The sequence below is a fragment of the Nocardiopsis sp. EMB25 genome, assembly GCF_026797795.1.
GTDB lineage: Bacteria > Actinomycetota > Actinomycetes > Streptosporangiales > Streptosporangiaceae > Nocardiopsis > Nocardiopsis lucentensis.
In genome coordinates this window covers 524,079-550,225 of sequence record NZ_JAMTDN010000001.1, presented here as the reverse complement: position 1 = coordinate 550,225, position 26,147 = coordinate 524,079, and the positions used below count along the sequence as shown (strand labels likewise).

General features: G+C 71.2%; 19 protein-coding genes. 11 read left to right on the top strand and 8 right to left on the bottom strand.

The genetic code is table 11. The features are described from left to right. The first annotated feature begins 2 nt into the window (after positions 1 to 2). Positions 3 to 1,670 carry an ABC transporter permease subunit gene (locus tag KIK06_RS02235; RefSeq protein ID WP_442789732.1) on the top strand — a complete coding sequence of 556 codons (1,668 nt, stop codon included), beginning with the start codon at positions 3 to 5 and terminating at the stop codon, positions 1,668 to 1,670. Then, positions 1,670 to 2,575, top strand: coding sequence for a sugar ABC transporter permease (locus tag KIK06_RS02230; RefSeq protein ID WP_268641710.1), 906 nt, complete (start codon positions 1,670 to 1,672; stop codon positions 2,573 to 2,575). The genes KIK06_RS02235 and KIK06_RS02230 overlap by 1 nt, the downstream gene beginning before the upstream one ends. A gap of 130 nt (positions 2,576 to 2,705) precedes the next feature. Here KIK06_RS02230 and lepA read toward each other — a convergent pair whose 3' ends face one another. Further along, complete coding sequence (gene lepA, locus KIK06_RS02225) at positions 2,706 to 4,544, bottom strand: translation elongation factor 4 (protein ID WP_268641708.1); 1,839 nt, start codon at positions 4,542 to 4,544, stop codon at positions 2,706 to 2,708. Positions 4,545 to 4,796: 252 nt separating this feature from the next. Here lepA and KIK06_RS02220 point away from each other — a divergent pair, with 252 nt between their 5' ends. From KIK06_RS02220 to holA, 5 genes are all read left to right on the top strand, one after another. Further along, the gene (locus KIK06_RS02220; RefSeq protein WP_268641707.1) at positions 4,797 to 5,771 is read left to right on the top strand and encodes a hypothetical protein; all 975 of its coding nucleotides are present in this window, start codon (positions 4,797 to 4,799) and stop codon (positions 5,769 to 5,771) included. 227 nt (positions 5,772 to 5,998) lie between these two features. Further along, positions 5,999 to 6,268, top strand: coding sequence for a 30S ribosomal protein S20 (gene rpsT / locus KIK06_RS02215; RefSeq protein ID WP_017599539.1), 270 nt, complete (start codon positions 5,999 to 6,001; stop codon positions 6,266 to 6,268). 154 nt (positions 6,269 to 6,422) lie between these two features. Further along, on the top strand, positions 6,423 to 7,628 hold the full coding sequence (locus KIK06_RS02210; protein ID WP_268641706.1) for a helix-hairpin-helix domain-containing protein: 1,206 nt from the start codon (positions 6,423 to 6,425) through the stop codon (positions 7,626 to 7,628). Between the two features lie 5 nt (positions 7,629 to 7,633). Next, positions 7,634 to 9,976, top strand: coding sequence for a ComEC/Rec2 family competence protein (locus KIK06_RS02205; protein WP_268641705.1), 2,343 nt, complete (start codon positions 7,634 to 7,636; stop codon positions 9,974 to 9,976). Between the two features lie 47 nt (positions 9,977 to 10,023). Next, positions 10,024 to 10,986 (top strand): DNA polymerase III subunit delta, encoded by a 963-nt coding sequence (gene holA, locus KIK06_RS02200; protein WP_026127615.1) that lies wholly within the window; start codon positions 10,024 to 10,026, stop codon positions 10,984 to 10,986. A 27-nt stretch (positions 10,987 to 11,013) separates the two neighbouring features. On the opposite strand, the gene KIK06_RS02195 is transcribed toward holA, so the two are convergent. After that, on the bottom strand, positions 11,014 to 12,222 hold the full coding sequence (locus tag KIK06_RS02195; protein ID WP_268641704.1) for an amidohydrolase family protein: 1,209 nt from the start codon (positions 12,220 to 12,222) through the stop codon (positions 11,014 to 11,016). Between the two features lie 376 nt (positions 12,223 to 12,598). Then, positions 12,599 to 14,131, bottom strand: a complete 1,533-nt coding sequence (gene hflX, locus KIK06_RS02190; protein ID WP_017598686.1) for a GTPase HflX — start codon at positions 14,129 to 14,131, stop codon at positions 12,599 to 12,601. Positions 14,132 to 14,468: 337 nt separating this feature from the next. Between hflX and aceB the strand changes: the two genes are divergently transcribed. The 3 genes from aceB (at position 14,469) to KIK06_RS02175 (ending at position 18,928) form a co-directional block, all read left to right on the top strand. Next, positions 14,469 to 16,073 (top strand): malate synthase A, encoded by a 1,605-nt coding sequence (gene aceB, locus KIK06_RS02185; protein ID WP_268641703.1) that lies wholly within the window; start codon positions 14,469 to 14,471, stop codon positions 16,071 to 16,073. Positions 16,074 to 16,190: 117 nt separating this feature from the next. After that, positions 16,191 to 17,654 carry an FAD-binding oxidoreductase gene (locus KIK06_RS02180; RefSeq protein ID WP_268641702.1) on the top strand — a complete coding sequence of 488 codons (1,464 nt, stop codon included), beginning with the start codon at positions 16,191 to 16,193 and terminating at the stop codon, positions 17,652 to 17,654. A 56-nt stretch (positions 17,655 to 17,710) separates the two neighbouring features. After that, positions 17,711 to 18,928 (top strand): FAD-binding oxidoreductase, encoded by a 1,218-nt coding sequence (locus KIK06_RS02175; protein WP_268645825.1) that lies wholly within the window; start codon positions 17,711 to 17,713, stop codon positions 18,926 to 18,928. 142 nt (positions 18,929 to 19,070) lie between these two features. Here the strand turns inward: KIK06_RS02175 and dapF are convergent, their stop codons facing one another. The 3 genes from dapF to KIK06_RS02160 all read right to left on the bottom strand — a co-directional run bounded on the left by dapF (position 19,071) and on the right by KIK06_RS02160 (position 22,890). Further along, positions 19,071 to 19,895 carry a diaminopimelate epimerase gene (dapF, locus tag KIK06_RS02170; protein ID WP_017598689.1) on the bottom strand — a complete coding sequence of 275 codons (825 nt, stop codon included), beginning with the start codon at positions 19,893 to 19,895 and terminating at the stop codon, positions 19,071 to 19,073. Between the two features lie 98 nt (positions 19,896 to 19,993). After that, positions 19,994 to 20,992 (bottom strand): enediyne biosynthesis protein UnbU, encoded by a 999-nt coding sequence (locus KIK06_RS02165; RefSeq protein ID WP_268641701.1) that lies wholly within the window; start codon positions 20,990 to 20,992, stop codon positions 19,994 to 19,996. Further along, entirely contained in the window at positions 20,989 to 22,890 is a 1,902-nt protein-coding gene (locus tag KIK06_RS02160; RefSeq protein ID WP_017598691.1) for an FG-GAP repeat domain-containing protein, read from the bottom strand. Before KIK06_RS02160 ends, KIK06_RS02165 begins: the two co-directional genes overlap by 4 nt. A 207-nt stretch (positions 22,891 to 23,097) precedes the next feature. Here KIK06_RS02160 and KIK06_RS02155 point away from each other — a divergent pair, with 207 nt between their 5' ends. Beyond that, complete coding sequence (locus tag KIK06_RS02155; protein ID WP_268641700.1) at positions 23,098 to 23,526, top strand: SgcJ/EcaC family oxidoreductase; 429 nt, start codon at positions 23,098 to 23,100, stop codon at positions 23,524 to 23,526. An 81-nt stretch (positions 23,527 to 23,607) separates the two neighbouring features. Here KIK06_RS02155 and KIK06_RS02150 read toward each other — a convergent pair whose 3' ends face one another. Both KIK06_RS02150 and KIK06_RS02145 read right to left on the bottom strand, forming a co-directional pair. Beyond that, entirely contained in the window at positions 23,608 to 24,618 is a 1,011-nt protein-coding gene (locus KIK06_RS02150; protein WP_017598693.1) for a methyltransferase, read from the bottom strand. A gap of 25 nt (positions 24,619 to 24,643) precedes the next feature. Next, positions 24,644 to 26,044: an FAD-dependent oxidoreductase gene (locus tag KIK06_RS02145; protein ID WP_268641699.1), complete on the bottom strand. Its 1,401-nt coding sequence runs from the start codon at positions 26,042 to 26,044 to the stop codon at positions 24,644 to 24,646. Positions 26,045 to 26,147 lie beyond the last annotated feature (103 nt).

The window sequence follows — 26,147 nt, the reverse complement described above, 5'->3', positions numbered from 1 at the left end:
TCGTGACGGTCTCCGGTTCCGACAAGGAGGGCGCCCCCGAGCAGGGGGCGCCCGCCCGCCCGTCGCCCTCCACCACCCTCGACGGACGCCCTCGGCGCGGTGCCTCCCGGCCACCGCTGCCGGGCGGGCGCTGGGCCGGCGACGGGTCGCTGGCGGGACGGGTCGTCAAGATCGGCCTGTTGGGGCTGTTCACCGCCCTGGGCGTGTGGGCGGTACTCCCCCTCTACCTCGGCGGCAACTGGCTCGGCATCGGGCTGGTCCTCGCCGTGCTGGGCCTCGTCTACTACGTCTACCTGTCCAAGCGCACGGTCCCGGCCAAGTACCTGGTGCCCGGGGTGCTGTTCCTGATGGCCTTCCAGATCCTCCCGGTGCTCTACACGATGAGCACCTCCGTGACCAACATGAGTGACGGTCACCGCGGAGACAAGGAGCAGGCGATCAACTCCATCGAGTCGATGTCCGTGACCCGCACGGCCGACTCCGAGGAGTACGCCCTGACGGTCGCCACCACGGGCGACCCCGAGACGGGATCGCTGGTCTTCCTGCTCACCGACCCCGAGGGGGCGACCTACGCCGGAACGACCGACGGTCTCGAGGACCTCGGCGGCGCCACCGTCGACCCGGCCTCCGGCAAGGTCACCGAGGCGTTCGGCTACACGATCCTCACCCCGGCCCAGGTCAACACACGCAGCGACGAGCTGGAGGAGTTCGCGGTCCCGACCGACAGCGGTGCGGGCATCCGCTCCAGCGGACTGTCGACCGCCTTCGAGGGGAGCGCCGTCCGCGTCTACGACGCCGAGTGCGACTGCGTGACCGACACCGAGACCGGCCGGGTCTACACCGCCGACGACGAGCTCGGCGCGTTCGTCGACGAGGAGGGCGACCGGCTCCCGCAGGGCTGGCAGGTGAACGTGGGCCTGGACAACTTCGCCCGCTTCCTGCTCAACCCGTCCTTCGCCGCGTCGTTCTTCGGCATCCTGGTGTGGAACATCGTCTTCGCCGTCTCCGTGACGTTCCTGGTCTTCGTGGTGGGCCTGGCCGTGGCGCTGACCCTGCACGTGCCCCGCATGCGTGGCAAGGTCCTGTACCGCATCCTGGTGGTCCTGCCCTACGCCATGAGTTCGCTGGCCATGTACCTGCTGTGGCGGGACATGTTCAACACCGACTTCGGGCTGTTCAACCGCATGCTCGGGCTCGACGTGGACTGGTTCGGCACCCCGTGGAGCGCACGCGCCGCCGTCATCCTCACCAACGTGTGGCTCGGCTATCCGTACATGTTCCTCGTGGCCACGGGCGCGCTCCAGGCCATCCCGCGCGAACTGCAACAGGCGGCGCGCATCGACGGCGCGAACGCCTGGCAGTCCTTCCGGCACGTCACGCTGCCCCTGCTCATGGTGGCGATGACCCCGATCCTGGTCGCCGTGTTCGCGTTCAACTTCAACAACTTCAACGCCGTGTGGCTGCTGACCCGCGGCGGCCCGCTCTTCGCCGACAACTCCACGGCCGGCGCGACGGACCTGCTCATCACCTACACGTACCGGTTGGCGTTCAACGAGGCCACCGCCCAGTACGGGTACGCGGCCGCGCTGTCGGTGATGATCTTCGTCATCGTCTCGGTGATCTCCGTGGTGAGCCTGTGGCGGAGCCGGGCACTCAAGGAGGTGAACTGATGACGGCGAGCATCGGGCCGACGGCGCCGACCCGCCACCGGCGCACCGCGGCGGCTGGCTTCGCCCTGTGGGTCACCCGCCTGGGCTGGCGGCACGCGGTCATGTGGCTGGTCGCGGTCTTCGCGCTCTTCCCCGTGCTGTTCGTGGTCTCGGCCGCGCTCAACCCGGTGGGAACACTGAGCAGCGCCGAGCTGTGGCCGACGGGGGCGAGCCTGGGCAACGCGCGGGACCTGTTCCAGAACACGCCGTTCACCACGTGGTACGCGAACTCGCTGTTCTTCGCGCTCACCAACGCCGCGGTGACGGTACTGCTGTCGGCCCTGGCGGCGTACGCGTTCAGCCGGATGCGGTTCAAGGGGCGCCGGGTGGGGCTGATCGGGCTCCTGGTGATCCAGATGTTCCCGCAGTTCCTGGCGATCGTGGCGATCTACCTGATGTTCTCCACCCTCGGCGAGTACTACCCCGCGATCGGGTTCGACACCCGCTGGGGGCTGCTGCTCGTGTACCTCGGAGGCGCGCTCAGCATCAACACGTGGCTGATGAAGGGGTTCTTCGACACCGTCCCCAAGGAGCTGGACGAGTCGGCCCAGATGGACGGGGCCACCCACGCGCAGGTGTTCTTCCGCATCATGCTCCCGCTGGTCACGCCGGTCCTGGCGATCGTGGCGCTGCTGGTGTTCATCGCCACCATCAACGAGTTCCTGATGGCGAGCGTGTTCCTGCGCGACACGGACTCCAAGACGCTGGGGCTGGGGCTGTACCAACTGGTGGCCTCACAGCGCAACGCCAACTTCGGGATGTTCGCCGTGGGCGCGATCATGCTGTCCCTGCCGACGCTGGCGGTGTTCTGGTTCCTCCAGCGGTTCATCACCGAGGGCCTGACCTCGGGAGCCGTCAAGGGCTGAGGGGCACCGGCCCCACGCGTGAGGGGAGCGTCCCGTGCGGGACGCTCCCCCTTTCCCGTTCTCGCCGCCTCGCGGACTCGGCCGTGCGACGCCCCGTGTCCGCCGCTCCGGCGGACACGGGGCCGAGGACCTACTTCTTCTTCTTGTCCTCGCCGCCGGAGTCGGTGGACAGGGCGGAGATGAAGGCCTCCTGGGGGACCTCCACGCGGCCGACCATCTTCATGCGCTTCTTGCCCTCCTTCTGCCGCTCCAGCAGCTTGCGCTTACGGCTGATGTCACCGCCGTAGCACTTGGCGAGCACGTCCTTGCGGATGGCGCGGATGTTCTCCCGGGCGATCACGCGGGCGCCGATGGCCGCCTGGACGGGCACCTCGAACTGCTGCCGCGGGATGAGTTCGCGCAGCTTCTTGGTCATCTCGACGCCGTACGCGTACGCCTTCTCCTTGTGCACGATCGCCGAGAAGGCGTCCACCGCCTCACCCTGGAGCAGGATGTCCACCTTGACCAGATCGGACTCCTGCTCGCCGGTGGGCTCGTAGTCGAGCGAGGCGTAGCCCTTGGTGCGCGACTTCAGGTGGTCGAAGAAGTCGAAGACGATCTCGGCCATGGGCAGCGTGTACCGCATCTCCACGCGGTCCTCGGACAGGTAGTCCATGCCGTGGAGGTTGCCGCGCCGGTCCTGGCACAGCTCCATGATCTGGCCGATGTAGTCGGACGGGCTGAGCACCGTCCCCTTGACGACGGGCTCGAAGATCCTGGCGATCTTCCCGGTGGGGAACTCGCTGGGGTTGGTCACCACGTGCTCGGTGCCGTCCTCCATCTCCACGCGGTAGATCACGTTGGGCGCGGTGGAGATGAGGTCGAGGTTGAACTCGCGCTCCAGTCGGGCGCGGGTGATCTCCAGGTGCAGCAGACCGAGGAAACCGCAGCGGAAACCGAACCCGAGCGCGGCGGAGGTCTCCGGCTCGAACGCCAGCGAGGCGTCGTTGAGCTGGAGCTTCTCCAGGGCGTCGCGCAGCACCGGGTAGTCGGTGCCCTCGATCGGGTACAGGCCGGAGAAGACCATCGGCTTGGGTTCCTGGTACCCGGCGAGCATGTCGGTCGCGGGCTGGTTCAGGGAGGTGATCGTGTCACCGACCTTGGACTGGCGCACGTCCTTGACACCCGTGATGATGTAGCCGACCTCGCCGACGCCCAGGCCGTCGCACTTGCGCGGCTCGGGCGAGCTGACGCCGATCTCCAGGATCTCGTGGGAGGCCTTGGTCGACATCATCTGGATGCGCTCGCGGGGGCTGAGCTTGCCGTCGACCACCCTGACGTAGGTGACGACGCCGCGGTAGGTGTCGTAGACGGAGTCGAAGATCATGGCTCGGGCGGGCGCGTCGGCGTCGCCGACGGGCGCCGGCACCTGGTTGACGATCTCGTTGAGGAGCTCCTCGACGCCCTCACCGGTCTTGGCGCTGACCTTGAGCACGTCGGAGGGTTCGCAGCCGATGATCCCGGCGAGCTCCTCGGCGTACTTCTCCGGCTGCGCGGCCGGGAGGTCGATCTTGTTGAGCACCGGGATGATGGTGAGGTCGTTCTCCAGCGCCATGTAGAGGTTGGCGAGGGTCTGCGCCTCGATGCCCTGCGCGGCGTCCACCAGCAGGACGGCGCCCTCGCAGGCGGCCAGCGAGCGCGACACCTCGTAGGTGAAGTCGACGTGGCCGGGGGTGTCGATCAGGTCGAGCGTGTACGTCTTGTCGTCGAGGGCGGTGAAGGGGATCCGCACCGCCTGCGACTTGATGGTGATACCGCGCTCGCGCTCGATGTCCATGCGGTCCAGGTACTGGGCGCGCATCTGACGGTCCTCGACGACCCCGGTGATCTGGAGCATCCGGTCGGCCAGCGTCGACTTGCCATGGTCGATGTGCGCGATGATGCAGAAGTTGCGGATCAGCGCGGGATCGGTCCAGTTCGGCTGTGCCACCGTGCTCCGTTCACAGGTTGGGTCCGGGTCCCGGGCGGGCCGTGGGCTCCGCCCCGCCGCGGCTCGGTCCGACGGCGTCGTCCATCATCCCACGGGGACGGGGTCGTCCTCTCCGTGGACGGTCGCGGCCCGTACGGCAGTATGGGCCGCGGGTTCGGGACCGGTGTCCAGATTATGCGACGTGGGGCCGGGAACGGGCCGTCGGGAGGCGTGCCGAGCGCGCGGAGGCGAGAACCGGGAGGAAACGGTCCGTTGAGGTGGCTTCTGACACGGGTACTGGCCGGGCTGGCGGCCCTCGCTGTGCTGCTGGTGGGAGCGGCGGCGCTCCTGGGATACCAGTTCACGGGCGAGCCCGCGCCGTGGGCGGCGTCGCAGGGCGCCGACGCGGCGTGGGTGGGTTCGTGGGAGGACACGGGCGCCCTGGACGCCCTGCTGACGACCGGCGGCGTGAACACGCTGTACGTGTACGCGGGTGACATCGGCGCCGACGGGAGCGTCGAACGCGAGCCCGGTACCGCGGACCTGCTGTCGTGGCTGGCGGCCGAGCACCCGGACGTACGGGCACTGGCGTGGCTCCGGCACGTGACGGAGGGCTCCTCGCTGGTCAGAGACCGGTTCGACGAGGAGGCCGGGGCGACGCTGGCGGCCGGGGCCGCCGAGGTCGCCGCGGACGGTTTCGCCGGTCTGCACCTGGAGATCCGGCCCGTGACCGTCAACGACCCCTCGGTACCGGATCTGATGGGCGTGGTGCGGGAGGCGCTGGGCGAGGACGCGGTGTTCTCGGTCCAGGCCCAGCACGTCGAACTGGTACCGGGCGGGCGTGTGCCGTCGTTCGTGACCGAGGGCGAGGAGAAGTACTGGTCGGCGGGGTACCTGGACCGGGTGACCGAACACGCGGACGAGGTCGTCCTGCCGGGCGTGGGCGCCGACATGCCCATGGACGTGCTGTACGGGGGGTTCATGGTGCGCCAGGTGACCGAGGGGGTGGGGGCTCTGGCGGACCGGGACGAGGTGACGGTGCGGTTCGGGCTGCCGGCCCACACGAGTGGGGACTGGGGGCCGGTCGAGGACACCGAGTCGATCGGGACCGCGCTCACCGGGATCCGTCTGGGGATGACGCGCGTGGAGCCGCCGGAGGGAATGACCCTGGGCGTGGCGCTGTACGTGGCGGACGAGGCCGACGCGGAGGACCTGGCGGCCTACACGGCGGGGTGGCTGCTCTCCTAGGGCGGACCGGTTCCGATGGGAACGGGAGCGCACGGGGATGCACGAAGTGGTGCGCGCGTGCGGCATACTGGAAGTCCGTGTCTCGGACCTCCGCGTTCATTCGAGCCCTGAGGACTCACACACCCTGTGTCGGCGCCCACGCTGGCCGCTCGTGGTACGGCTGCCCACGAGCTGAGCCGCTGGTCGGACCGGCGCGATGATCAAGATTAACTGGAGCACGTTTTCGCATGGCGAACATCAAGTCGCAGAAGAAGCGCATTCGGCAGAACGAGAAGGCTCGTGTCCGCAACCAGGCGGTGCGCTCTTCGCTGAAGACGGCCATCCGCAGGTTCCGTGAGGCCGCCGAGGCCGGCAACGTCGAGCAGGCCGTCGTCGCCCAGCGCGCCGCCGCGCGTGCGCTGGACAAGGCGCACAGCAAGGGCGTCATCCACAAGAACCAGGCCGCGAACCGCAAGAGCGCGATCGCCCAGCGCCTGCACCAGCTTCAGTCCGCCTAGGGCTGAACCCTGACGAGGGGCCCGGTCCGGCGAGCTCGCCGGACCGGGCCCCTCGTCGTTCCCGGCGGCGGACGGTCCCGGGTGGGACGCGGAGTTATCCACAGAAGGAAATTGGGCGCTGACACCGCGTAGGCGCCTTCCTACCGTTGGGGACATGACCCTTCAGCGCCGTGTCCGACGCCACTCCTGCGACCCAGACCCCCGCGAGCGGCTCCGCGCGCTCGCCATGGGCACCGCCCCCGCCAGCCGTCCGCGACCGACCGACCCGAACCCCTCCGCCCCGGTCCCGCCCGGATCGCACGCACACGACCCGTGCCCGCCCACCGGCGATGCCGGACGGCCGTCCCCGGGCGGGCCCGCGATTCCGAGCGCCCCCTACGCGATGGCGGCGCCGACGAAGCCCCCGGACACCGCGAAGGGCACGCGGTCGCCGTGGGACACGTGGACCGACCGCGTCACGGGCGCGGAGCCCTGGAGCACCGGCCCGGAGGGAACCGGAGCGGGACCGCCCGGCCCGGGTGGGGCGCCGGAGACGGTCACGGAGCGGGGGACGCGGGCCGCCGTCTCCGAAGCGGGTCGCCCCGCCGACACGCCCCCGGACACGACGGCCGAGCACCGGGACCGGCACGACCGTCCACCGTCGGGGTACGAGGAGATCCGCCCGGAGCCGTCCCGTTCCCTCCTGGCGCGGATCACCGATCGGTGGCCGGTCGGGGTCGTCCCGTCGAGGCGTGCCGTGCTCGCCCTGACCGTCTTGGGCCTGATCGCCGTGGGGGCCGCCCTGCTCGCCCTGCGCGACCGCCCCGAGGAGGTGACGGCGGAGGTGGTCGCCGCGGCCTCCCCCGCCGCGGACGCTGGAGAGGTGGCCACGGCCGGCACGGGGACGACCGGCCCTGAAACCGCCGGTGCGGAGGGGACGCACGGCACGGGCGGCACCGCCCCACGAGAGGACCTCGTCGTCCACGTGGGCGGGGAGGTCGCCGAGCCGGGGCTGTACACGGTGCCCCCGGGGTCCCGGGTGGCCGACGCCGTGGAGGAGGCGGGCGGCGCCCTCCCGGACGCCGACCTGGACACCCTCAACCTCGCCCGCCCGCTGGTGGACGGCGAACAGGTTCTGGTGGGTGTCCCGTCCGTCGAGGGCGCGGGCGAAGCCCTGGGCTCTGGGCGGCCGGTGAACATCAACCGGGCCGATGTGACCGCGTTGACCCGGCTTCCGCGGATCGGGGAGGTCATCGCCGCCGAGATCGTCGCCCACCGGGAGACCCACGGCCCCTTCGCCAGCGTCGACGCACTGGTCGGGGTGAACGGCATCGGGGACCGGACCCTGGAGACCCTCCGCCCGCACGTGACGGTGGGGTGAGCGCGGTGGCGACATGGCTCGGAACGGATGCCCTGGGCCTGCGGCACCCACCCGACCTGCGGCTTCTCCTACCAGCGATCACGGCGTGGCTCACCGCCCTGGGCGCGCTGTCGACGCCGCCACGGGCGGCGTGGACCTTCGCGGCGGTCGCCGGGTGCGTCGCGGTGGGGATGTACGCCTGGACACGGCCCACGGGGGAGACCGTGGCCCTCACCGTCGTGGCCGCCCTGGTCTGCGCGGCGACGGTGGCGGCGGTGACCGGCGCCCACGTGTCCCGGGAGGCGGGCAGCGCGGCGGCGCGGACGGCCGACCTGGAACGAGAGGCCGAGTTCGAGGCGGTCGTGCGCGAGGATCCACGGTCACGGTCGGGGACGCCCCGCCCCGGACGCGCGGAGTGGGTCATCGGCTCCCGCACCACCTGGGTACGCGTCGACGGCCGGGAACACGCCTCCCGGGCACGGGTGGTGGTGCTCGCCTCGGACGCTCGATGGCGCGGCCTGCTGCCGGGTCAGTCCTTTCGCGCCCGGGGTGTGTTCCTCCCGACGGAGGACGACCCGCTCACCTCGGCACTCGTCCTGGTCCGCGGACCGCCGGAACAGGTGACCGAGCCGAGCGGACTCCAGTCGCTGGCCGGTCGGGTGCGCGCGGGTCTTCGCCAGGCCGCCTCCGCCCTCCCCCAACCGGAACGCGGGCTGCTCCCCGCTCTGGTCGTCGGAGACGTGTCACTCCTGCGGGAGGAGACCGCCGAGGACTTCCGGGCGACCGGGATGAGCCACTTGTTGACCGTGTCCGGTTCGAACCTCGCCGTGCTGACGGGGTTCGTGCTCGGCCTCGCCCGGTGGCTGCGAGCCCCCAGGTGGTGCTCGGTGGCGGGCGGGGCACTGATGATCTGGCTGTTCGTCCTGGTGTGCCGACCGGAGCCCAGCGTGATCCGAGCCGCGTTCATGGGTTCGCTCGCCCTGCTGGCATTGGCCACCGGACGCTCCCACGCGGCCCTGGGCGCACTGAGCGTCACCGTGGTCGGTGTCCTGTTCGTCTCCCCCGGGCTGGCCGGTTCCTTCGGGTTCGCGCTGTCGGTGCTGGCCACGGCGGGGATTCTGCTGCTGGTTCCGTCCTGGACGCAGGCGTGGTCGCGACGGATGCCGCATCCGCTGGCCGAGGCCGTCGCGGTCGCCGTGGCCGCCCAGGTGGCGGTCGCCCCGGTACTGGTGCTGTTGTCGGGGGAGGTGGCGTGGGTGGCGGTGCCGGCCAACGTGCTCGCGGCGCCGGTCGTCGCGTCGGTGACCGTCGCGGGTTTCGTGCTCGCGGTGCTGTCCGTGGTCTGGCCGGTGGGGGCGGCGGTCGCCGCGCACCCGCCCGGGTGGGGCGTGGCGTGGATCGCGGGGGTCGCCCAGACCGGGGCCCGGATACCGTATGGCGCACTGCCCTGGCGTCCGGACGTGACGGGTGCCCTGCTCCTGGCCGGGATCCTGCTCGTCCTGGTCCTGGCACGGGGATGGGTGCTGCGCGTGGTCGCGGCGGTGATGGTCACCGTACTGCTGCTGGTCCTGGCGGCGCGGTGCGTGTCCGGGGGATGGCCTCCGACGGGCTGGGCGCTGGTCGCCTGCGACGTGGGGCAGGGGGACGCGTTCGTGCTGTCCGCGGGCGACGGTGCCGCGGTGGTGGCCGACACCGGGGAGGATCCCGCGGTGATCGACGACTGCCTGCACCGGTTGGGTGTGCGGGAGGTCCCGCTGCTCGTACTCAGCCACGACCACGCCGACCACGTGGACGGAACGCCGGGTGTCCTGCGGCACCGCCGGGTCGACGCGGCGCTGGCCCCGTCCGGGTTCGACGGCACCGCGACCGGACGGCTGCTCACGGAGTCGGACGTGGACCTGTGGGAGGGGGAGCGCGGACGGTCCTTCCGGGTCGGCCCCTGGCTGCTGCGGGTGCTGTGGCCCCCGCCGGGCCACAGCGGGTCGGTCAACGACGGCTCCGTCGTGGTGCGGGCCGACGGCGCGACGATGTCGGTGCTGTTGACCGGGGACATCGAGGAGGAGGCCCAGGCGAGGCTGCTCACCGCGCCGGGGGCCGACCTGCTGCCGGTGACCGTCCTCACCGCTCCGCACCACGGGGCGGGAACCCAGGACCCGGACTTCCTGGCGGCCACCGACCCTGTGGTGACGGTGACGTCGGTCGGTGCGGACAACCCGTACGGACACCCGTCCCCGTACACGTGGGCGTTGTTGGAGCGGCTCGGACGGATCAACCTGCGCACCGACCGCGACGGGGACGTCGCCGTTCTGGGCGGTACCGGATCCGGCCCCGTGCGGGCCGTCGTGCGCGGCCCCGGTCCACGGCGGTGAGCACGGATCGCGCCCGGCTGGTCGGTGGGGCGTGGCATCCTCGGTGTATGCCTGCACCCGCCCCTGTCACCGTGATCGTCGGTACCGAGGAACTCCTCGTCGACCGGGCCGTGGCCGCCGCGGTCGCGGCGGTCCGTGAGACCGACCCCGACGTGGACGTCCACGACCTCATGCCCGCCCAGGTCGGCCCGTCCACACTCGTCGAGGTCACCTCGCCCTCCCTGTTCGGTGATCGTCGTGTGGTGGTGCTGCGCTCCGCCCAGGACCTCACCAAGGATCTGGCGGCGACCGTCACGGACTACCTCAAGACTCCGGCCGACGACGTCCACCTGGTCCTCACGCACGCGGGAGGCGCCAAGGGCAAGGCACTGCTCCAAGCGGCGGTGAAGGCGGGCGCCCACCGGGTGGAGTGCAAGGGGCCGACCAAGGGTCCGGAGCGGGTGGCGTTCGTCAAGGGCGAGTTCTCCTCAGCCGGTCGGCAGATCACGGGTGACGCCGCTCAGGCGCTGGTGGACGCGGTCGGCACCGAACTGCGGGAGATCGCCGCCGCGTGCACCCAGCTGGTCGCCGACACCGAGGGCCGGGTGGACGCCGCCGCCGTGGCCCGTTACCACTCCGGGAAGGCCGAGGCGTCCGGGTTCTCGGTCGCCGACCGCGCCGTCGAGGGCCGGTTGCCGGAGGCGTTGGAGCAGCTGCGGTGGTCCCTGGCGGTGGGTACCGCACCGGTACTGATCAACAGCGCGCTCGCGGGGGCGGTGCGCGGCATCGCCGTGGCGTCCCAGCCCCAGCGGGGCACGAGTGAGGCTGAGCTGGCCAAGCAGGCCAAGGTGCCGCCGTGGAAGATGCGCACCCTGCGGCAGCAGGCCCGCGGATGGTCCCCGGCGGGGATCACCCGTGCCATGAGCGTGGTCGCCGAGACCGACGCGCTCATCAAGGGTGCGGGCCGTGACCCCGAGTACGCCCTGGAGCGCGCGGTGATCGAGATCGCTCGGGCCCGCGGCACCCGCTGACGGCACGGGGCCCGGGGCAGGCCCTGCCTAGTGGATGGTCCGCCCGCCCTGCCACACGCGCAGGGTGTTCAGTCCCATCGACCACGCGAACGCTCCCTCGTGGTCGGCGTCCCACTGCACCAGGTCGGCCAGGGAGCCGGGGGTGAGCACGCCCCGGTCGACCAGGCCGAGCGCCCGTGCCCCGCCCGACGTGGCCGCGCTGAGCGCCTCCTGGACGGTCATTCCGAACATGGCGACCGCCAGGGAGATGACCAGCGGCATCGACGTCGCCCCGGACTGGCCCGGGTTGTGGTCGGTTCCCAGGCCCACCGGTACACCGTGGTCGAGGAGCGTGCGCACGGGCGGGGTGCGGCGCTCGTGCAGCGACGTGGTGGGGCAGGCGACCACCGGCGTGCGCGTGGCGGCCAGCGCGAGGATGTCCTCCTCGTCGGTCTCGTGCAGCAGGTCCACCGAGGAACAGCCCAGGTCGGTGGCCATCCGCACGGCGCCGTGCCGGGGACGGGAGCAGGCGTGCAGGGTGGTGCGCAGCCCCACGGACTGGCCCACCCCGAGCAGTATCCGCGCGTCGTCGGTGGTGAACTGCTGGTTGTCGCAGTACACGTCGACGCCGTCGGCGCCCGCCATGGCGGCGTCGCTCAACCATGACGCGGCCGTGCTCACGTACTCCCTGGGGCGGCCGAAGAACTCGGGCGGGACCCCGTGCGCTGGGAAGAACGTGACGTGCAGGCGCGGCATCCCGGGCTCCTCCTCCAGGGACCGCAGCAGGCGCACGTCGGCGAGTTCCCCGTCCCGGGTCAGGTGGTAGCCGGTCTTGGCCTCCACCGTGGTGGTGCCCGTGATCACCCAGTGTCGGAGCCGTTCGCGCACCGCGTTGCACAGGGTCCAGGGGTCGGTTCCGCGCGTGATGGTCACCGTGGTGGACACCCCGCCGCCCGCGGCGAAGATATCCCCCTTGGAGGCGCCCTTGGCCCACATGTTGACCTCTGCGTACCGGTCGCCCGCGTACACCGGGTGGCAGTGCGCGTCGACCAGCCCCGGTGTGATGAGTCCACCGCCGATGTTCACGACGTCGTCGACGTCGGTGAGGTCGTCGAACACACCGGGGATGCGCTGCGGCAGGTCGGCCGCGGGCCCGATCCAGGCCACCCGGTCGTCGTTCATCAGGAGGGCCGCCTTGGTCAGCAGCTCGTTCCCGGTCCACAGGCGACCGATGTTGGTGAGGAGTACCAGCGTCATGGGTTCGCGTCCGCCGGTCAGATCCGCCGGTGAGGGCTGGCGACACGGTCGTTGGGTACACGGGCGGACATGGCGACCTCGTATCTGGAGCGATCCGACTGAGCCGGGGGCGGCCGCGGGGCCGCCGGGGGCCGTGTCAGCGGTAGGGATCTCGACTGTCGGAGGGGACAGCGGCCGCTGACGGCCTGGTGATCCAAAACCGTAGTCCATTCCCGGACCCCGTGTACACCTCCCCGGTGGGACGAATGCGAGTGTTTCTTGGCAATACTCGCGAGTCGCAAGAGTGACGCGCGCCACCACGGCACACGACGGCCGGGGCACCCTCTCGGTGTGCCCCGGCCGGTTCACGTCGCCCCTGAGTGGAAGGGCCCCTTCCTCACGCCGTGCTGGGTGCGCACTCCCCCAGCTTGGCGGCGAGCAGCTCGGGAACGAACGCGTGCAGCCGCGTGCCCTCCCCGGTGTGCTCCTCGCTGAGGACACGGCCCTCCTCGTAGGCCTTCGCCACCAGGTCACCGCGCGAGTAGGGCACCAGCGCGTGCACCTCGTGGGCGAGCTCGGGCAGCGCCTCGGCGAGCGCCGTGACGAGCCCGGCGATGCCTTCGCCGGTGCGCGCCGACACCTCGACGACGTCGGGGTAGCGGGTCCGCAGCACCTTGAGCGCGTCCGGATCAGCGGCGTCGACCTTGTTGACCACGATGAGTTCGGGGACGTCGGTCGCGTCGATCTCGGAGAAGACCTCGTGGACCGCCCTGATCTGTTCCTCGGGGTCCGGGTGCGAACCGTCGACCACGTGCAGGATCAGGTCGGAGTCGGCGACCTCCTCCAGCGTGGAGCGGAACGCCTCCACCAGCTGGTGCGGCAGGTGCCGGACGAACCCGACGGTGTCGCTCAGGGTGAAGCCGCGGCCGTCGGGCGTACGCGCCTGGCGGACGGTCGGGTCCAGGGTGGCGAACAGGGCGTTCTCCACCAGCACCCCGGCGCCGGTCAGCCGGTTGAGCAGGCTCGACTTTCCCGCGTTGGTGTATCCGGCGATCGCCACCGACGGGACCTCGCGGGTGCGCCGCACGTCGCGCTTGACCTCGCGGGCGGTGCGCATGTGCGCGAGCTGCCGACGCAGCTTGGCCATCTTGTCGTTGATGCGTCGCCGGTCGGTCTCGATCTTGGTCTCACCGGGTCCGCGCAGACCCACACCGCCGCCGGAACCGCTGCCGGAACCGCCCGCCTGCCGGGACAGCGAGTCACCCCAACCGCGCAGTCGCGGCAGGAGGTAGTTGAGCTGTGCGAGTTCGACCTGTGCCTTGCCCTCGCTGCTACGCGCGTGCTGGGCGAAGATGTCCAGAATGAGGGCGGTGCGGTCGATGACCTTGACCTTGACGACGTCCTCCAGCTGACGCAGCTGGCCGGGCGTGAGCTCTCCGTCGCAGATGACGGTGTCGGCCCCGGTGGCCTCGACGATGTCGCGCAGCTCGGCGGCCTTGCCCTTGCCGATGTAGGTGGCCGGGTCCGGCTTGGGCCGGCGCTGGGTGAGCCCCTCCAGGACGAGTGCCCCGGCGGTCTCGGCCAGGGCCGCGAGTTCGGTGAGCGAGTTGTCCGCGTCGGTCTGGGTCCCGCTGGTCCACACACCGATGAGGACGACGCGCTCCAGGCGCAGGGTCCGATACTCGACCTCGGTGATGTCGGTGAGTTCGGTGGACAGTCCCTGGACTCGGCGCAGCGCGTGGCGCTCGGCGAGTTCCATCTCACCCTGCTCGGGGATGTCCCCTGGTTCGGCGCCGCGATCACCGCCGGCCGTGTCCCGCGAGGCGGACGGACCGTCCTCGATCCCGGTGGTGATCGGCTCGCGAAGCGCGTCCTCGACGGGGGTGGTGTGCCCGGCCGAGGAGCCTCCGCGGTTGTCAGAAGTATTCATATCCCTCCAGGTGGGTCAACGTCCTGGCCCCCGCGGATCTTCCCGGTCACGGGGCGTCGGCGGCCGTGACCCGATGGTCGCACTTCGGCCGCCGCCAAGCACGTGATTATCCCAGGCCGCGCGAGGCGACACCGTGGACGGGGGAGTGAGATGAAGCCAACACATCGGATGCGATACTGAAGAACCGTCGAACTTGCAGAGTGAAACTTCCGAAACCTTCACACAAGAGCAAGTTTGCCTGACCTGCGACGTGCACCGCGCGTTGACCGCTCGACATCAAGATAGTAGCTTCTTTTCCACATACCAGAAGCTTGTTTCGTATTGCGGAAGGTTATCCATGGGCGCCACGCAAGGGGTCGAGATCACGGGCCCCCTCAACGACCGTTTCGACCAGATCCTCACCGACGAGGCTCTCGCCCTCGTCGCCGAGCTGCACCGGACCTTCGAGGGGCGCCGCCAGGAGCTCCTCGCCGCCCGCAAGGCGCGCCAGGAGCAGATCTCGGCCGGGACGGACCTCGACTTCCTCCCGGAGACCAAGCACATCCGTGAGGACGACAGCTGGAAGGTCGCCGACCCCGCTCCGGGCATCACGGACCGCCGGGTCGAGATCACCGGCCCCACCGACCGCAAGATGACCATCAACGCGCTCAACTCCGGCGCGAAGGTCTGGCTCGCCGACTTCGAGGACGCCAACACCCCGCTGTGGGAGAACATGATCGGCGGGCAGCTCAACCTGCGCGACGCCCTCGACCGCCAGATCGACTTCACCTCCCCCCAGGGCAAGACCTACGCCCTCAAGGAGGACTCCGAGCTCGCGACGATCGTGGTCCGCCCGCGCGGCTGGCACCTGGACGAGAAGCACATCATCGTCGACGGCCAGCGCACCAGCGGCGGCATCGTCGACTTCGCCCTCTACTTCTTCCACTGCGCCCAGCGCCAGCTGGACAAGGGCAAGGGCCCGTACTTCTACCTGCCGAAGATGCAGAGCCACCTCGAGGCCCGCCTCTGGAACGACATCTTCGTCCTCGCCCAGGAGCGCCTCGGCATCCCGCGCGGCACCATCCGCGCCACCTGCCTCATCGAGACCATCCCCGCCGCGTTCGAGATGGAGGAGATCCTCTACGAGCTGCGCGAGCACTCCGCGGGTCTCAACGCGGGTCGCTGGGACTACCTCTTCAGCATCATCAAGACGCACCGCACCCGCGGCCGCAGCTTCCTGCTGCCCGAGCGCAACGCGGTCACCATGACCGCCCCGTTCATGCGCGCCTACACCGAGTTGCTGGTCAAGACCTGCCACAAGCGCGGCGCACACGCCATCGGCGGCATGGCGGCCTTCATCCCGTCCCGCAAGGACGCCGAGGTCAACAAGGTCGCCTTCGCCAAGGTCCGCGACGACAAGTCCCGTGAGTCCGGCGACGGCTTCGACGGCTCCTGGGTCGCCCACCCCGACCTGGTCCCCGTCGCCAAGGAGATCTTCGACGGCGTCCTGGGCGAGCGCCCCAACCAGATCGACAAGCAGCGCCCCGAGGTCGAGGTCACGGCCGCCGATCTGCTGGCGGTGGACAAGACCGAGGGCGGCGTCACCCTCACCGGTCTGCGCAACAACATCAATGTCGCGCTCCAGTACCTGGCGACGTGGATGGGCGGCAACGGCGCGGTGGCGATCCACAACCTCATGGAGGACGCCGCGACCGCCGAGATCTCCCGCTCCCAGATCTGGCAGTGGCTGCACAACGACGTCACCCTCGACGACGGCCCCAAGGTCACCGCCGAGCTCGTCAAGCAGATCATCGACGAGGAGCTCACCACGATCCGCGGTGCCCTCGGCGACGCCTTCGACGAGGCCCTCTACCAGCAGGCCAGTGAGCTGTTCGCCGAGGTCGCCCTCGCCGACGACTACGTCGACTTCCTCACCCTGCCCGCCTACGAGCGCATGCCGTAGCCGGTCCCGAGGCCGGACGCCCTCCGGCTGGCCGAGGACACCCCCACGGCGCCCCTTGCCCCGGCGAGGGGCGCCGTCATACGTTGCGATCAACACGCCGCGACGACGGGGGCGCCCATGTCCGAGTCCCTGACCTCACTCATCCCACGGCTCCGCGAGATCTGCGGGTCCGACGGGGTGCTCACCGACACCGAGGACCGACGGGAGTACGACCACGACGGCCTGACCCACCGGCGGTCGCTACCCGGGGTCGTCGTCCTGCCGACCACCACCGAACAGGTCGCCGCCGTCGTCCGCCTGTGCGCCCGGACCGGCGTCCCCTTCGTCCCGCGCGGCGCCGGGACCGGCCTGAGCGGCGGCGCCCTCCCCCACCGCGAGGGGGTCCTGCTCACCACCGCGCGGATGCGCCGCGTCGTGGCGGTCGACATCGCCAACGAGTGCGCCGTCGTCGAACCCGGCGTTCCCAACCTCGATATCACCACACTGGCCACGCCACACGGCTACTACTACGCCCCGGACCCCTCCAGCCAGGCGGTGTGCTCGGTCGGCGGCAACGTCGCCGAGAACTCCGGCGGCGCGCATTGCCTCAAGTACGGGTTCACCGCCACCCACGTGCGGGGGCTGGAACTCGTCACCCCCGAGGGCGAGGTGGTGCGCCTGGGCGGCAAGGCGCCCGACGCGCCCGGCTACGACCTGGTCCGCGCGGTCGTCGGTTCCGAGGGCACCCTGGGCATCGTCACCGAGGTCATCGTCGGGCTGACCCGGCTCCCCGAACGAACCGTGACCCTGTTGGCGGCCTTCGACTCCCTGGACGCCGGTGGCGCGGCGGTCGGCGCGATCGTCTCCTCCGGTGTGCTCCCGTCCGCCATCGAGATGATGGATTCCCTGTCCATCGAGGCGGTCAAGGCCGTCGTCGACTGCGACTACCCCGCCGACGCCACCGCCGTGCTCATCGTCGAACTCGACGGTCCGACCGCCGACGTGGACGCCCACCTGGCCGAGGTGGTGGAGTTGTGCGCGGCCCACGGGGCGACCGGGACCCGAACCGCCGTCGACGGGGGCGAACGGGCCCGGATCTGGGCCGGACGCAAGGCGGCCTTCGACGCCGTGGGCGAGATGAGCCCCGCCTACATCGTGCAGGACGGGGTGGTCCCCCGCACGGCCCTGCCCGACGTCCTGCGCCGCATCGCCGAGCTGTCCGCCGGGACCGGCATCCGCGTGGCCAACGTCTTCCACGCCGGTGACGGCAACCTGCATCCCCTGGTCATGTTCGACGACGCCGACCCCGACGGCTACCGCCGCGCCGAGGAGGTGTCCGCCGCCATCCTGGAGATCTGCGTGGAGTACGGCGGGTCGATCACCGGCGAACACGGAGTGGGCACGGACAAGGCGTGCTCGATGCCGCGTATGTACTCCCCCGACGACCTCGACACCTTCGACCGCTTCCGGCGGGCCTTCGACCCGCGGGGGATCGCCAACCCTGACAAGCTCCTGCCCACCCCGCGCCTGTGCGGTGAGCGGCCGGGAGTGCGCAAGGGTGTGCACCCGCTGGTGGAATCGGGCCGGGCAACACAGTTCTGACCAGAAGGAGCCACGTGCGGCCAGTCCGACCGACCCCCGACACCGTCGAACCGTCCGTGTTCGCGGACCTGAACGCGGCCGGGTCCGAGCCCCGGCCGGGCACCGACGAGGACGCCGTCGGCGGCCTGGTCCCCGCCCTGGTGGTACGTCCCCCGGATGAGGCCGCCGCGGCCCGCGTGACGGCGGTCGCCGCCCGCCACGGCCTGAGCGCGCTGTTCCGCGGCGGCGGTACCGCCCTGGACTGGGGCGGACCGCCGCGCTCGGCGGACCTGCTCGTGGACACCACCGTTCTGACCTGGATCGAGCACAATGCCGACGACCTGGTGGTGACCGTCGGCGCCGGGACACCCGTGGCGGAACTGGCGGACGTGCTGGCGGAGGCCGGGCAGCGGCTGTCGGCCGACCCCGTCCGCTCCGGCGGAACGGTGGGCGGGATGGTCGCCACGGGGGTGTGCGGTCCGCGCCGTCTGCTGTACGGGGCGCTGCGGGACCTGGTGATCGGTATGACCGTGGTCCGCGCCGACGGTGTGGTCACGCGCACCGGGGGCCGGGTCGTGAAGAACGTGGCCGGGTACGACCTGGCCAAACTGCACACGGGCGCCCTGGGAACGCTGGGCCTGATCACGTCGGTGACCTTCCGTCTGCACCCGGCTCCGCCCTCCCTCCGGGTGGTGTCGGCGGCTGTCCCCTCCCCGGCCCGCGGGGAGCGCGCGGTGACGGCGTTGCGCGCGCGGGCGGTGGCCCCCTCCGCCGTGGCCCTGGACTGGCCCTCGGAGGGCCCCCCGTCCTTGCACGTGGTCCTGGAGGGGATGGCCGAGGGGATGGCCGCCCGGGTCAGCGAGGTCCGCGACGCGCTGGGCGGGGACACGGTCGTCGCGGAACGGCTCCCGGAAGGGTGGGGGTTGGTTCCCGAGCGGGGGACGCTCGCCCTCGTGTCGTGTCCCCCCGCGGAGTCGGTCGCCGCCGCGGCACGGATCCGCGAACTGGCCGGTACCGCCGGAACGGAGGTACTCGTGCGGGGCTCGGCGCCCAGCGGGTCGCTCCACGCCGTCTTCCCCCCGGCGACCGACGCCGCGGCGGTCGCGGAGGTCGCCGAGGGGGTGCGATGCCGTCCTGGCTGGTCGCTGACGCTCCTACGTGCCGAACCGCACGTGCACGCGGCCGGGGTCGACCTCTGGGGCGAGGTCCCGGGGCTGGCGCTGATGCGCTCGGTCAAGGACGCCCTGGACCCCGACCGCCAGCTGGCGCCGGGGCGGTTCGTCGGAGGGATCTGAGCCGGGGCGGACGCGCCCGCCCCTCGTCCACAGGATCCGGCGGAGGCGGTGCCGCCACCGCGGATCCGTGATCCGATGAGAATGGGGGCCACCAGGAAAGACGTTTCGTCGTGCGCCCGCTCTGGTCCCGGCACGCGCCGGATCAGACCAGGGAGGTCTCCCCTTCGGCCACGATGGCGGCCGGGCCGCTCAGGCGGGCGCCGTCGGCGTCGAGGAACACGGTGCACTCACCTCCGAGAACCCGCACGGTCCACGTGGCGCCCTCCCCCTCCGGGGTGGCGGCGGTCGCGGTGGCGACGATCCCCGTGCCGCACGAGCGGGTCTCCCCCGAGCCGCGCTCGTACACGCGCATCTCCAGAACACCCGGCGCGACCTCGGTGTACACCTCCACGTTGGCGCCCTGTGGGAAGGCCTCTGCGTCCAGTTCCGGCGCCAGGCTCAGGTCGATCCCAGAGACCGGGCCGTCGACCTCGCACGCCAGGTGCGGGTTGCCGACGGAGATCTGCGCCCCGTGTACGACCCCCCCGGCGAGCTTGGCCGAGGAGGTCCCCTGCCGCTCGACCCTGCCCATGTCTATGGTGACGCCGCCGTCGGGCTCGATCCACACCTCCTTGGCCCCGTCGCGGGTACCCACCTCGAAACGGTCGCGGTCGAGGAGTCCGGTGTGCAGCAGGTAGCGCGCGAACACCCGCACACCGTTGCCGCACATCTCGGCGACGGTGCCGTCGGAGTTGCGGTAGTCCATGAACCACTCGCACCGCTCGGCGGTACGGGCCGCCGGGGCGAGGGGTTCGCCGAGGGCGCGCGTGCGCACCACGCGCAGGACGCCGTCACCGCCGATGCCCGCCCGGCGGTCGCACAGCAGACGGACGGTCTCCTCCGTGAGGTCGAGCTCCCCGTCGGGGTCGGGGAGGATCACGAAGTCGTTCTCTGTTCCGTGGCCCTTGGCGAATCGCATGCCGACCATCCTAGGGCGTGTTCCGTGGATGCCGCCCGTAGTGGGCGCCGTCCGGCTTCCGGCTCTCGTGCGAGCCGCCGGACGGCGCCCGGATCAGAGGGGGTCCCCTACGACGGAGCCGTGCCACCGGAGCGTTCGTCGGCGGTGGCCGGGGCGGTCGGGCGGGAGAACCAGGGAGCGCACACCAGGATCACGCCCCGCAGGAGACAGGTGATGACGAGGGCGAAGAAGAGCCCGAAGACGACGTGCATGCTGACCAGAACGCCGTACACCATGGCCGTGGTCAGACCGAAGACCATCTGGTTGCGCGGCTTGTTCGGCGTCGTCCCGGGGTCGGTGATCATGTAGTTGGTGAACAGGATGAAGGCCACCCCGGTCAGCGGAGCCAGCGCCGCCACCAGCATGTGGTCGAGGAACAGCCACCGCAGTACGGCCTGGAGGACGAAGCCCCCCACCCAGGCGAGGATCAGCGGCCACCGCTTGGTGAGGTTGACGTTGAGCATGGTCCCGGCCATGAGGATCCCGAGCGGGATCAGCCAGTCCACGGCGCCGAAGGCGTCGTTGGTGAAGTGGTACGGCGGGGCGATCCCCACCCACGGGAAGAGCAGCAGCGTCACCGCGATCCCGAGGTTGGAGGGGTTGAGGAAGTGCCGCCTGCGTCCGTTGACGGGGATGCGCAGGAGGTACTTGTTGCCCACCGCGATGGACACGGCGAACAGGTACGGCCACAGCGAGGTGTTGCCCCACAGGAGCATCGCGCAGGCCAGCGCCGCGATGTGGGTCGGCAGCAGGTAGTCGACCAGCTTGCCGAACCCGCCCGCGTACCCGGGCGCCCGGTTCGAGAACCGCGCGTCCAGGGTCTCCAGGACGAGGTCGAGCGTGTAACCGAACAACAGGGCGACGATGGGCGTCACGGGCGACTGCTCGAAGCCCAGGAACAGGTGCCCCACGATGTTGAACACGGTGATGGAGGTGGCGAACATGCGCAGCGCCTTCAGGCGCCTGTCCACCGGCGGTTTCGGTGTCGGCTCGGAGGTGGTGGGGGTCGCTGGCGGCTCCCCGGGGGTACCGGTGGCCGGACCGCCGTCGGATCTGGTGACAGTCATCGGACAACCGCCGTTCCGTCGTCGTTGAGGAGGATCGTCTGGGTTCCGGGCTCGACCACCAGGTCGGCGGTGTGCGTACCGCCGCGGCCGTCCCGCCAGGAGAGGGTGACCGGCAGGTCGCCCTCCGGCGCCGCGAGGTGGACGATGGAGTCCGAGGCCCCCACGTGGCCGTTGGCCGGGAAGAGCTGACGGATCTGCGGGGGGTGCCCCTCCTCGTCCACGACGACCGAGGCGCCGATCGCGGGGGTCGGCGCGCCGTCCGCGGCCCCCGGGCGCACCAGGCGGAGCACGACCCCGGGCGCGGCGTCGGGCGCGGTGTTCAGCAGCAGGCGCGAGTCCTGCCACTGGTTGGCGACCATCGCGTCCAGGAGCCCGTCACCGTTGACGTCGCCGAAGGAGAAGGCGCGGGTGACGTCGTCCTCGGCGATCCCCAGCGGTTCGGCCAGGTCGTCGTAGCGCCCGTTCCCGCCGCGTACCCAGAAGGGGTTGGACTCGTGGCCGGACAGATCGTCGCCCTCGGCGAAGGTGGGCCAGACCCAGGGGTACTTGAGCAGTTGGTCGTTGCCCATCGCGATCTCCTGCAGCTCCGGCCAGCGCGTGTTCTCGCCCCGGAGGAAGCCCGTGGCCTGGAACAACTCATCGGTGCCGTCGTTGTCGAAGTCGCCCGCCTTGACGTCCCAGGACCATCCGCTGCGCGCCAGGCCCAGTTCCTCGCTGGCCTCGTCGAAGGGCACGGAGCCGTCCAGGAGATCGGCCCCCTCCCCGTCGGGGACGAAGGCGAAGTTGCTCTCGTGGAGCGCGTAGGGGCTGGTGATGTTGCTGACGACCATCATGGGCAGGTCCTGGCCGTCCACGTAGGTGAACGTGATCCCCATGCCCTTGAACGACCCGTTCCCCATGACCTGTGACTTGGGGGTGGTCAGGTCGCGTTCGCCCTCGACCAGCTCCAGCCGCACGTCACCGGGGGTGGAGGTGTTGACCAGGAGGTTGTCGTTGCCGAAGTCGTTGCCCAGGTAGATGTCGGGCAGGCCGTTGCCGGACAGGTCCTGGAAGCCGATCGCCAGGGTCCAGGCGGTCATCACCCGTTCCGGGAGAGCGGCGGTCGCGTCGGTGACGGTCGGCGGGGTGTCGGCCTCGCCGGTCGGCTCGGTGAGCAGGACGTGGTTGCGGCCGGCGTTGGTGGCCAACCCCATGCTCTGCTGCATCTCCATGCGGGTCTCGTCGTCCGCCTCCGGGTCCAGGACCCGGGCGCCGTCCGGGAAGTAGTTGCCGACGAGGACGTCGAGCGCGCCGTCACCGTCGACGTCGGCGACGTTGAGCGCGGTCGTGTTCCAGACCTGCGTCGGCGTCACGAACTCGTGGGCGGTGAAGTCCTCCGCGGTCGGGGCCGCCTCCGGGGTTCCCGTGTTCAGGAACAGGACCGGGGAACGCCCCCAGTAGTAGACGATGATGTCCTGGTCGCCGTCCTCATCCATGTCGGCGGGGACGCAGCCCATGGGGGCCATGGTGTGGTCGTAGGGAAGGCCGTCGGGCAGCAGCTCCACCACCGGGTAGTCGGCCGCTCCGCTCCCCGGTGCGTTGCGCAGGGTGACGCTGTCGTCTCGTGGATCGACCAGGCAGGCGTCCGAGGACGTGCCCAGGCCCCGCAGATCGAGCAGGGCGCCGCCCGCGCCGACCGAGGAGATCCATCCACGGAAGTGGTCCAGGTCGGGCGCCACGTCACGTTCGTGGCGCGCGTCGTCGGGTTCGGAGTTCAGGGCGAGTGTCTCGAAGGCGAAGGTCGCCGCCCGTTCCGCGCGCTCCTGCTCGCTCGCGGACGGACGGATGGTGAGGGCCCCGAGGGCACCCACCGTCACCAGGGCCAGCGCGACCGTCGCCACGCGGTACATCAGCCGCATTCGGTGCTCCTTGGAGGCGGGTGGCCCGGCCACCCGTCGAGTTGGGGACGCTCTTCAGGTTCACCGAGCCTCCACGGCACCTTCCATATCCATTCTTGCGACACCCCGAAAAGAGCGGAAATAATTCGCAATCCAGAGGACGTTACCGAACTCCCTTTCCATTGAAGATGGCCATGAAATGCCTTCCGACAAAACAAGGGAGACCACATGGCCACCACTGACTCCATGATCATCCCGGGCCTTTCCGCGGAGGATTCCGCGCACGTCGCCGGACTCCCGGGCCGTATCATCGCGGCCTGGGCCGACCAGGACGCGAAGGCGTTCTCCGAGGTGTTCGCCGAGGAGTGCACCATGGTCCTGCCCGGGGTCCTGTGCAGCGGCCGCGAGGAGGTCCACGGCTTCATGGCCCAGGCCTTCGCCGGCCCGTTCAAGGGCACCCGGGTGACGGGCGCGCCCGTCAGGGCGAGGGCCCTGGGCGCCGACGCCGCGGTCCTGGTGACCCAGGGCGGGGTCATGGCGCCGGGTGAGGAGGAGGTCTCCGACGCGCGCGCCGTCCGGGCCACGTGGGTGGCCGTGCGGACCGGGGACGGCTGGCGGCTCGCCGCGTACCAGAACGGACCCCGCGACGCCGCGTGAACTCAGACGGTGTGCCCCGCGCGGCGGGGCACACCGTCCTTTCCGTGTCGTGTGTGCGCGGTGTCCGGCCGCGCCGGGCGGTCAGTCCCCCTCGACGGCCAGCTCGACCACGGAGATGTATCCGGCCGGGTGGACGGCGCGCAGCGAGAGACCGGCCCGTTCCGCGAGTCCTCCCAGGTCGGACAGGCCCCGCTCCCTGCCGCCGCTGTAGACCAGCATCCGCAGGTCCATCGCCGTGCTCGGCGACTCCCCGTCGGCGCCGACCGCCTCGACGACCAGGACGGTTCCGCCGCTCCCGGCGGCCTCCGCGCACCGGCCCAGGATCTGCGCCGCGGGATCGTCGGCCCAGTCGTGCAGGATCGAGGACAGCACATACCCTCCGGCTCCGGCGGGCAGGGGGTCGAAGAAGCTGCCGACCACGGCGCGCGCCCGGTCGGACAGGCCCTCGTTCCGGAACGACCGCCGGGCGGCGGACGCGGGCCCTTGGAGGTCGACGAGCGTCCCCTCCAGCCGCGGGTGCGCCTTCAGCAGCGCGCACAGCAGGGCCCCGCTCCCGCCCCCGACGTCGACGACGTGCCCGAGGGCGCCCCAGTCGTAGGCGTCCACGACGGCCCCTCCGTCGTATCCGACGTGGTGGCCCATGAGCGCGTCGAAGGAGGCCGACAACCGCGGGTCCGCGCTGAGGTCGTCCCAGAAGGGGACCCCGTGGCGCACGTGGTAGGCCGCCTCACCGGTGCGGACGCTGTGTTCCAGGTCGACGAGGCTGAGGTCGCCCCGGCCGACCGCGGTGGTGGTGTCCAGCCACTGCCGTCGGCCGCCCTCGTGCCCCTCGCACAGCTGCCGCCCGTACTCGGTCAGCGCGAAGTTCCCCCTGGGCTTCTCGGTGAACAGGCCGACCGTGACCAGGTGCCGGAGGAGGCGCTCCAGCGCGTCCGGGTGCGTCCCGGTGGCCTCGGCCAGGAGGGGCGCCGTGCACAGCCCCTGTTCGACCCGGTCCGCCAGGCGCAGGGTGGCCGCCACCCGCACGGCCATGGGCGTGGCCAGGTCGGCCAGCGCCCTCAGCCCCGGACGCCGCGCTCCGTTCTCGCTCATGAGCTCTCCCCGCTCGGACGGCGCCTCAACGCGTCAGCCCTCGGTCCGTGGGCCGCACGGGTCCGCCGGCCGGGCCGCCCGACCGTCCTCCCATGAGCACGCGGCCCATGATCGAGGGGCCCATGAGCTTCTGGGGCGGATCGACCAGGGAGATGGCGCGGATGAAGCCCCGGGCCACCTCGGGGTCCGTGGCGGCCGCGGCCTGGACCCTGGTGACGTAGCGGTTGGCCATGTGGGTCGCGATCGTGCGCCGCCCGCGCACCCCGGAATAGCCCAGGTCGGCCGCTGCGGACATGCTCCACGGGGCGTCGGTCGCCTTGGCCAGGTCGCGGAAGAAGGCCCGCGGGTCGGGCTCCCTCCCCCGCTCCAGGTGGCGGGCCAGAACGTCCGCGCCCATCGCGGCGACGGTCATGCCCTGGGCGTAGACGGGGTTGAAGACGCAGGCCGCGTCACCGAGGACCAGGTAACCCGAGGGCAGGGCCCGGAGCCGCTCGTAGCGCCGCCGGACACTGGCGGGGAAGCGGAAGCTCGACGCGGGGCCCCGCTGTTCCGCGTCGCGGACCGCCTCGTAGATCTGCGGGATCGACAGGGACTTGGCGAAGGCGAGGAAGCCCTCGCGGTCGGTCGGGGCCCGATCGCCCCGGATCCCGTTCAGAGTGAGCGCGTAGCGGTCGGCCAGGCGGGCGAAGATGGCGCCGCGCGGGTTGTCGGGCGTGGCGGTGGGGACCAGGGCGATGTCGTCGCCGAGCGGGTCGTTCGGCAGCGGCCCCACGAAGTCCATGGTCGTGTAGGTGAGGTCGATGTGGACCTTCTCCTCCGGGACGCGGCCGTAGCCGAACTCCTCCAGCCAGCGGGGTGAACGTGAACCGCGGCCGGTGGCGTCCACGACCAGGTCCGCCTCGATGACCTCCTCGTCACCGGGGCCGCCCTCGCCGTCCGCGCCCCGCTCCTGGACCCGTACGCCGTCGATCCGCGTCCGGTCGGGGGTGGACCGCAGGCCGACGATGTCGGTGTTCTCCCGCAGGACGACCCCGGGCAGGGCCGTGACCCGGGCGCGGACGCGCTCCTCGATCACGGGCCGGTTGGCGCCGACGCAGGACATGCCCGTCTCCACCTCGGCGAGCATCCGGCCGTTGAAGTAGTAGTGGCAGGTGGTCCCGTAGTCGCCCACCGGCACTCCGAGCTCGACGAGGTCGTCGAGGAAGCCGGGGAACAGCTCCTCCAGGATCCGCCGGCCGCGCTCCAGCAGGGCGTGGATGTGCACGGCCCAGGGAACGGCCGTGCGGGGTTCGCGACCCACCTGGCTGAGGGTGTCGCGCTCGATGACGGTGACGCGCTCGTACGTGTCGGAGAGGACACGTGCCGCGAGCAGACCACCCATACTGCCGCCGAGCACGACGGCGTGGCCGAGGCTCCTGGTTCCCATGGACGTGTGCCTTCCCTTTCGGTCTGGACAGCTGGGGGAAACGCTAGTCCCGCGACCACGGAAATTCTTCTCACGCATTGCTTGAGGGACTCCAGAATTCACG

What these genes read in the sequence shown, in the direction of transcription:
- KIK06_RS02230 (WP_268641710.1), top strand. Translation starts at nt 1,670, where the DNA reads ATGACGGCGAGCATCGGGCCGACGGCGCCGACCCGCCACCGGCGCACC.
- rpsT (WP_017599539.1), top strand. Translation starts at nt 5,999, where the DNA reads ATGGCGAACATCAAGTCGCAGAAGAAGCGCATTCGGCAGAACGAGAAG.
- KIK06_RS02210 (WP_268641706.1), top strand. Translation starts at nt 6,423, where the DNA reads ATGACCCTTCAGCGCCGTGTCCGACGCCACTCCTGCGACCCAGACCCC.
- holA (WP_026127615.1), top strand. Translation starts at nt 10,024, where the DNA reads ATGCCTGCACCCGCCCCTGTCACCGTGATCGTCGGTACCGAGGAACTC.
- KIK06_RS02195 (WP_268641704.1), bottom strand. Translation starts at nt 12,222, where the DNA reads ATGACGCTGGTACTCCTCACCAACATCGGTCGCCTGTGGACCGGGAAC.
- hflX (WP_017598686.1), bottom strand. Translation starts at nt 14,131, where the DNA reads ATGAATACTTCTGACAACCGCGGAGGCTCCTCGGCCGGGCACACCACC.
- aceB (WP_268641703.1), top strand. Translation starts at nt 14,469, where the DNA reads ATGGGCGCCACGCAAGGGGTCGAGATCACGGGCCCCCTCAACGACCGT.
- KIK06_RS02180 (WP_268641702.1), top strand. Translation starts at nt 16,191, where the DNA reads ATGTCCGAGTCCCTGACCTCACTCATCCCACGGCTCCGCGAGATCTGC.
- dapF (WP_017598689.1), bottom strand. Translation starts at nt 19,895, where the DNA reads ATGGTCGGCATGCGATTCGCCAAGGGCCACGGAACAGAGAACGACTTC.
- KIK06_RS02165 (WP_268641701.1), bottom strand. Translation starts at nt 20,992, where the DNA reads ATGACTGTCACCAGATCCGACGGCGGTCCGGCCACCGGTACCCCCGGG.
- KIK06_RS02160 (WP_017598691.1), bottom strand. Translation starts at nt 22,890, where the DNA reads ATGCGGCTGATGTACCGCGTGGCGACGGTCGCGCTGGCCCTGGTGACG.
- KIK06_RS02155 (WP_268641700.1), top strand. Translation starts at nt 23,098, where the DNA reads ATGGCCACCACTGACTCCATGATCATCCCGGGCCTTTCCGCGGAGGAT.
- KIK06_RS02150 (WP_017598693.1), bottom strand. Translation starts at nt 24,618, where the DNA reads ATGAGCGAGAACGGAGCGCGGCGTCCGGGGCTGAGGGCGCTGGCCGAC.
- KIK06_RS02145 (WP_268641699.1), bottom strand. Translation starts at nt 26,044, where the DNA reads ATGGGAACCAGGAGCCTCGGCCACGCCGTCGTGCTCGGCGGCAGTATG.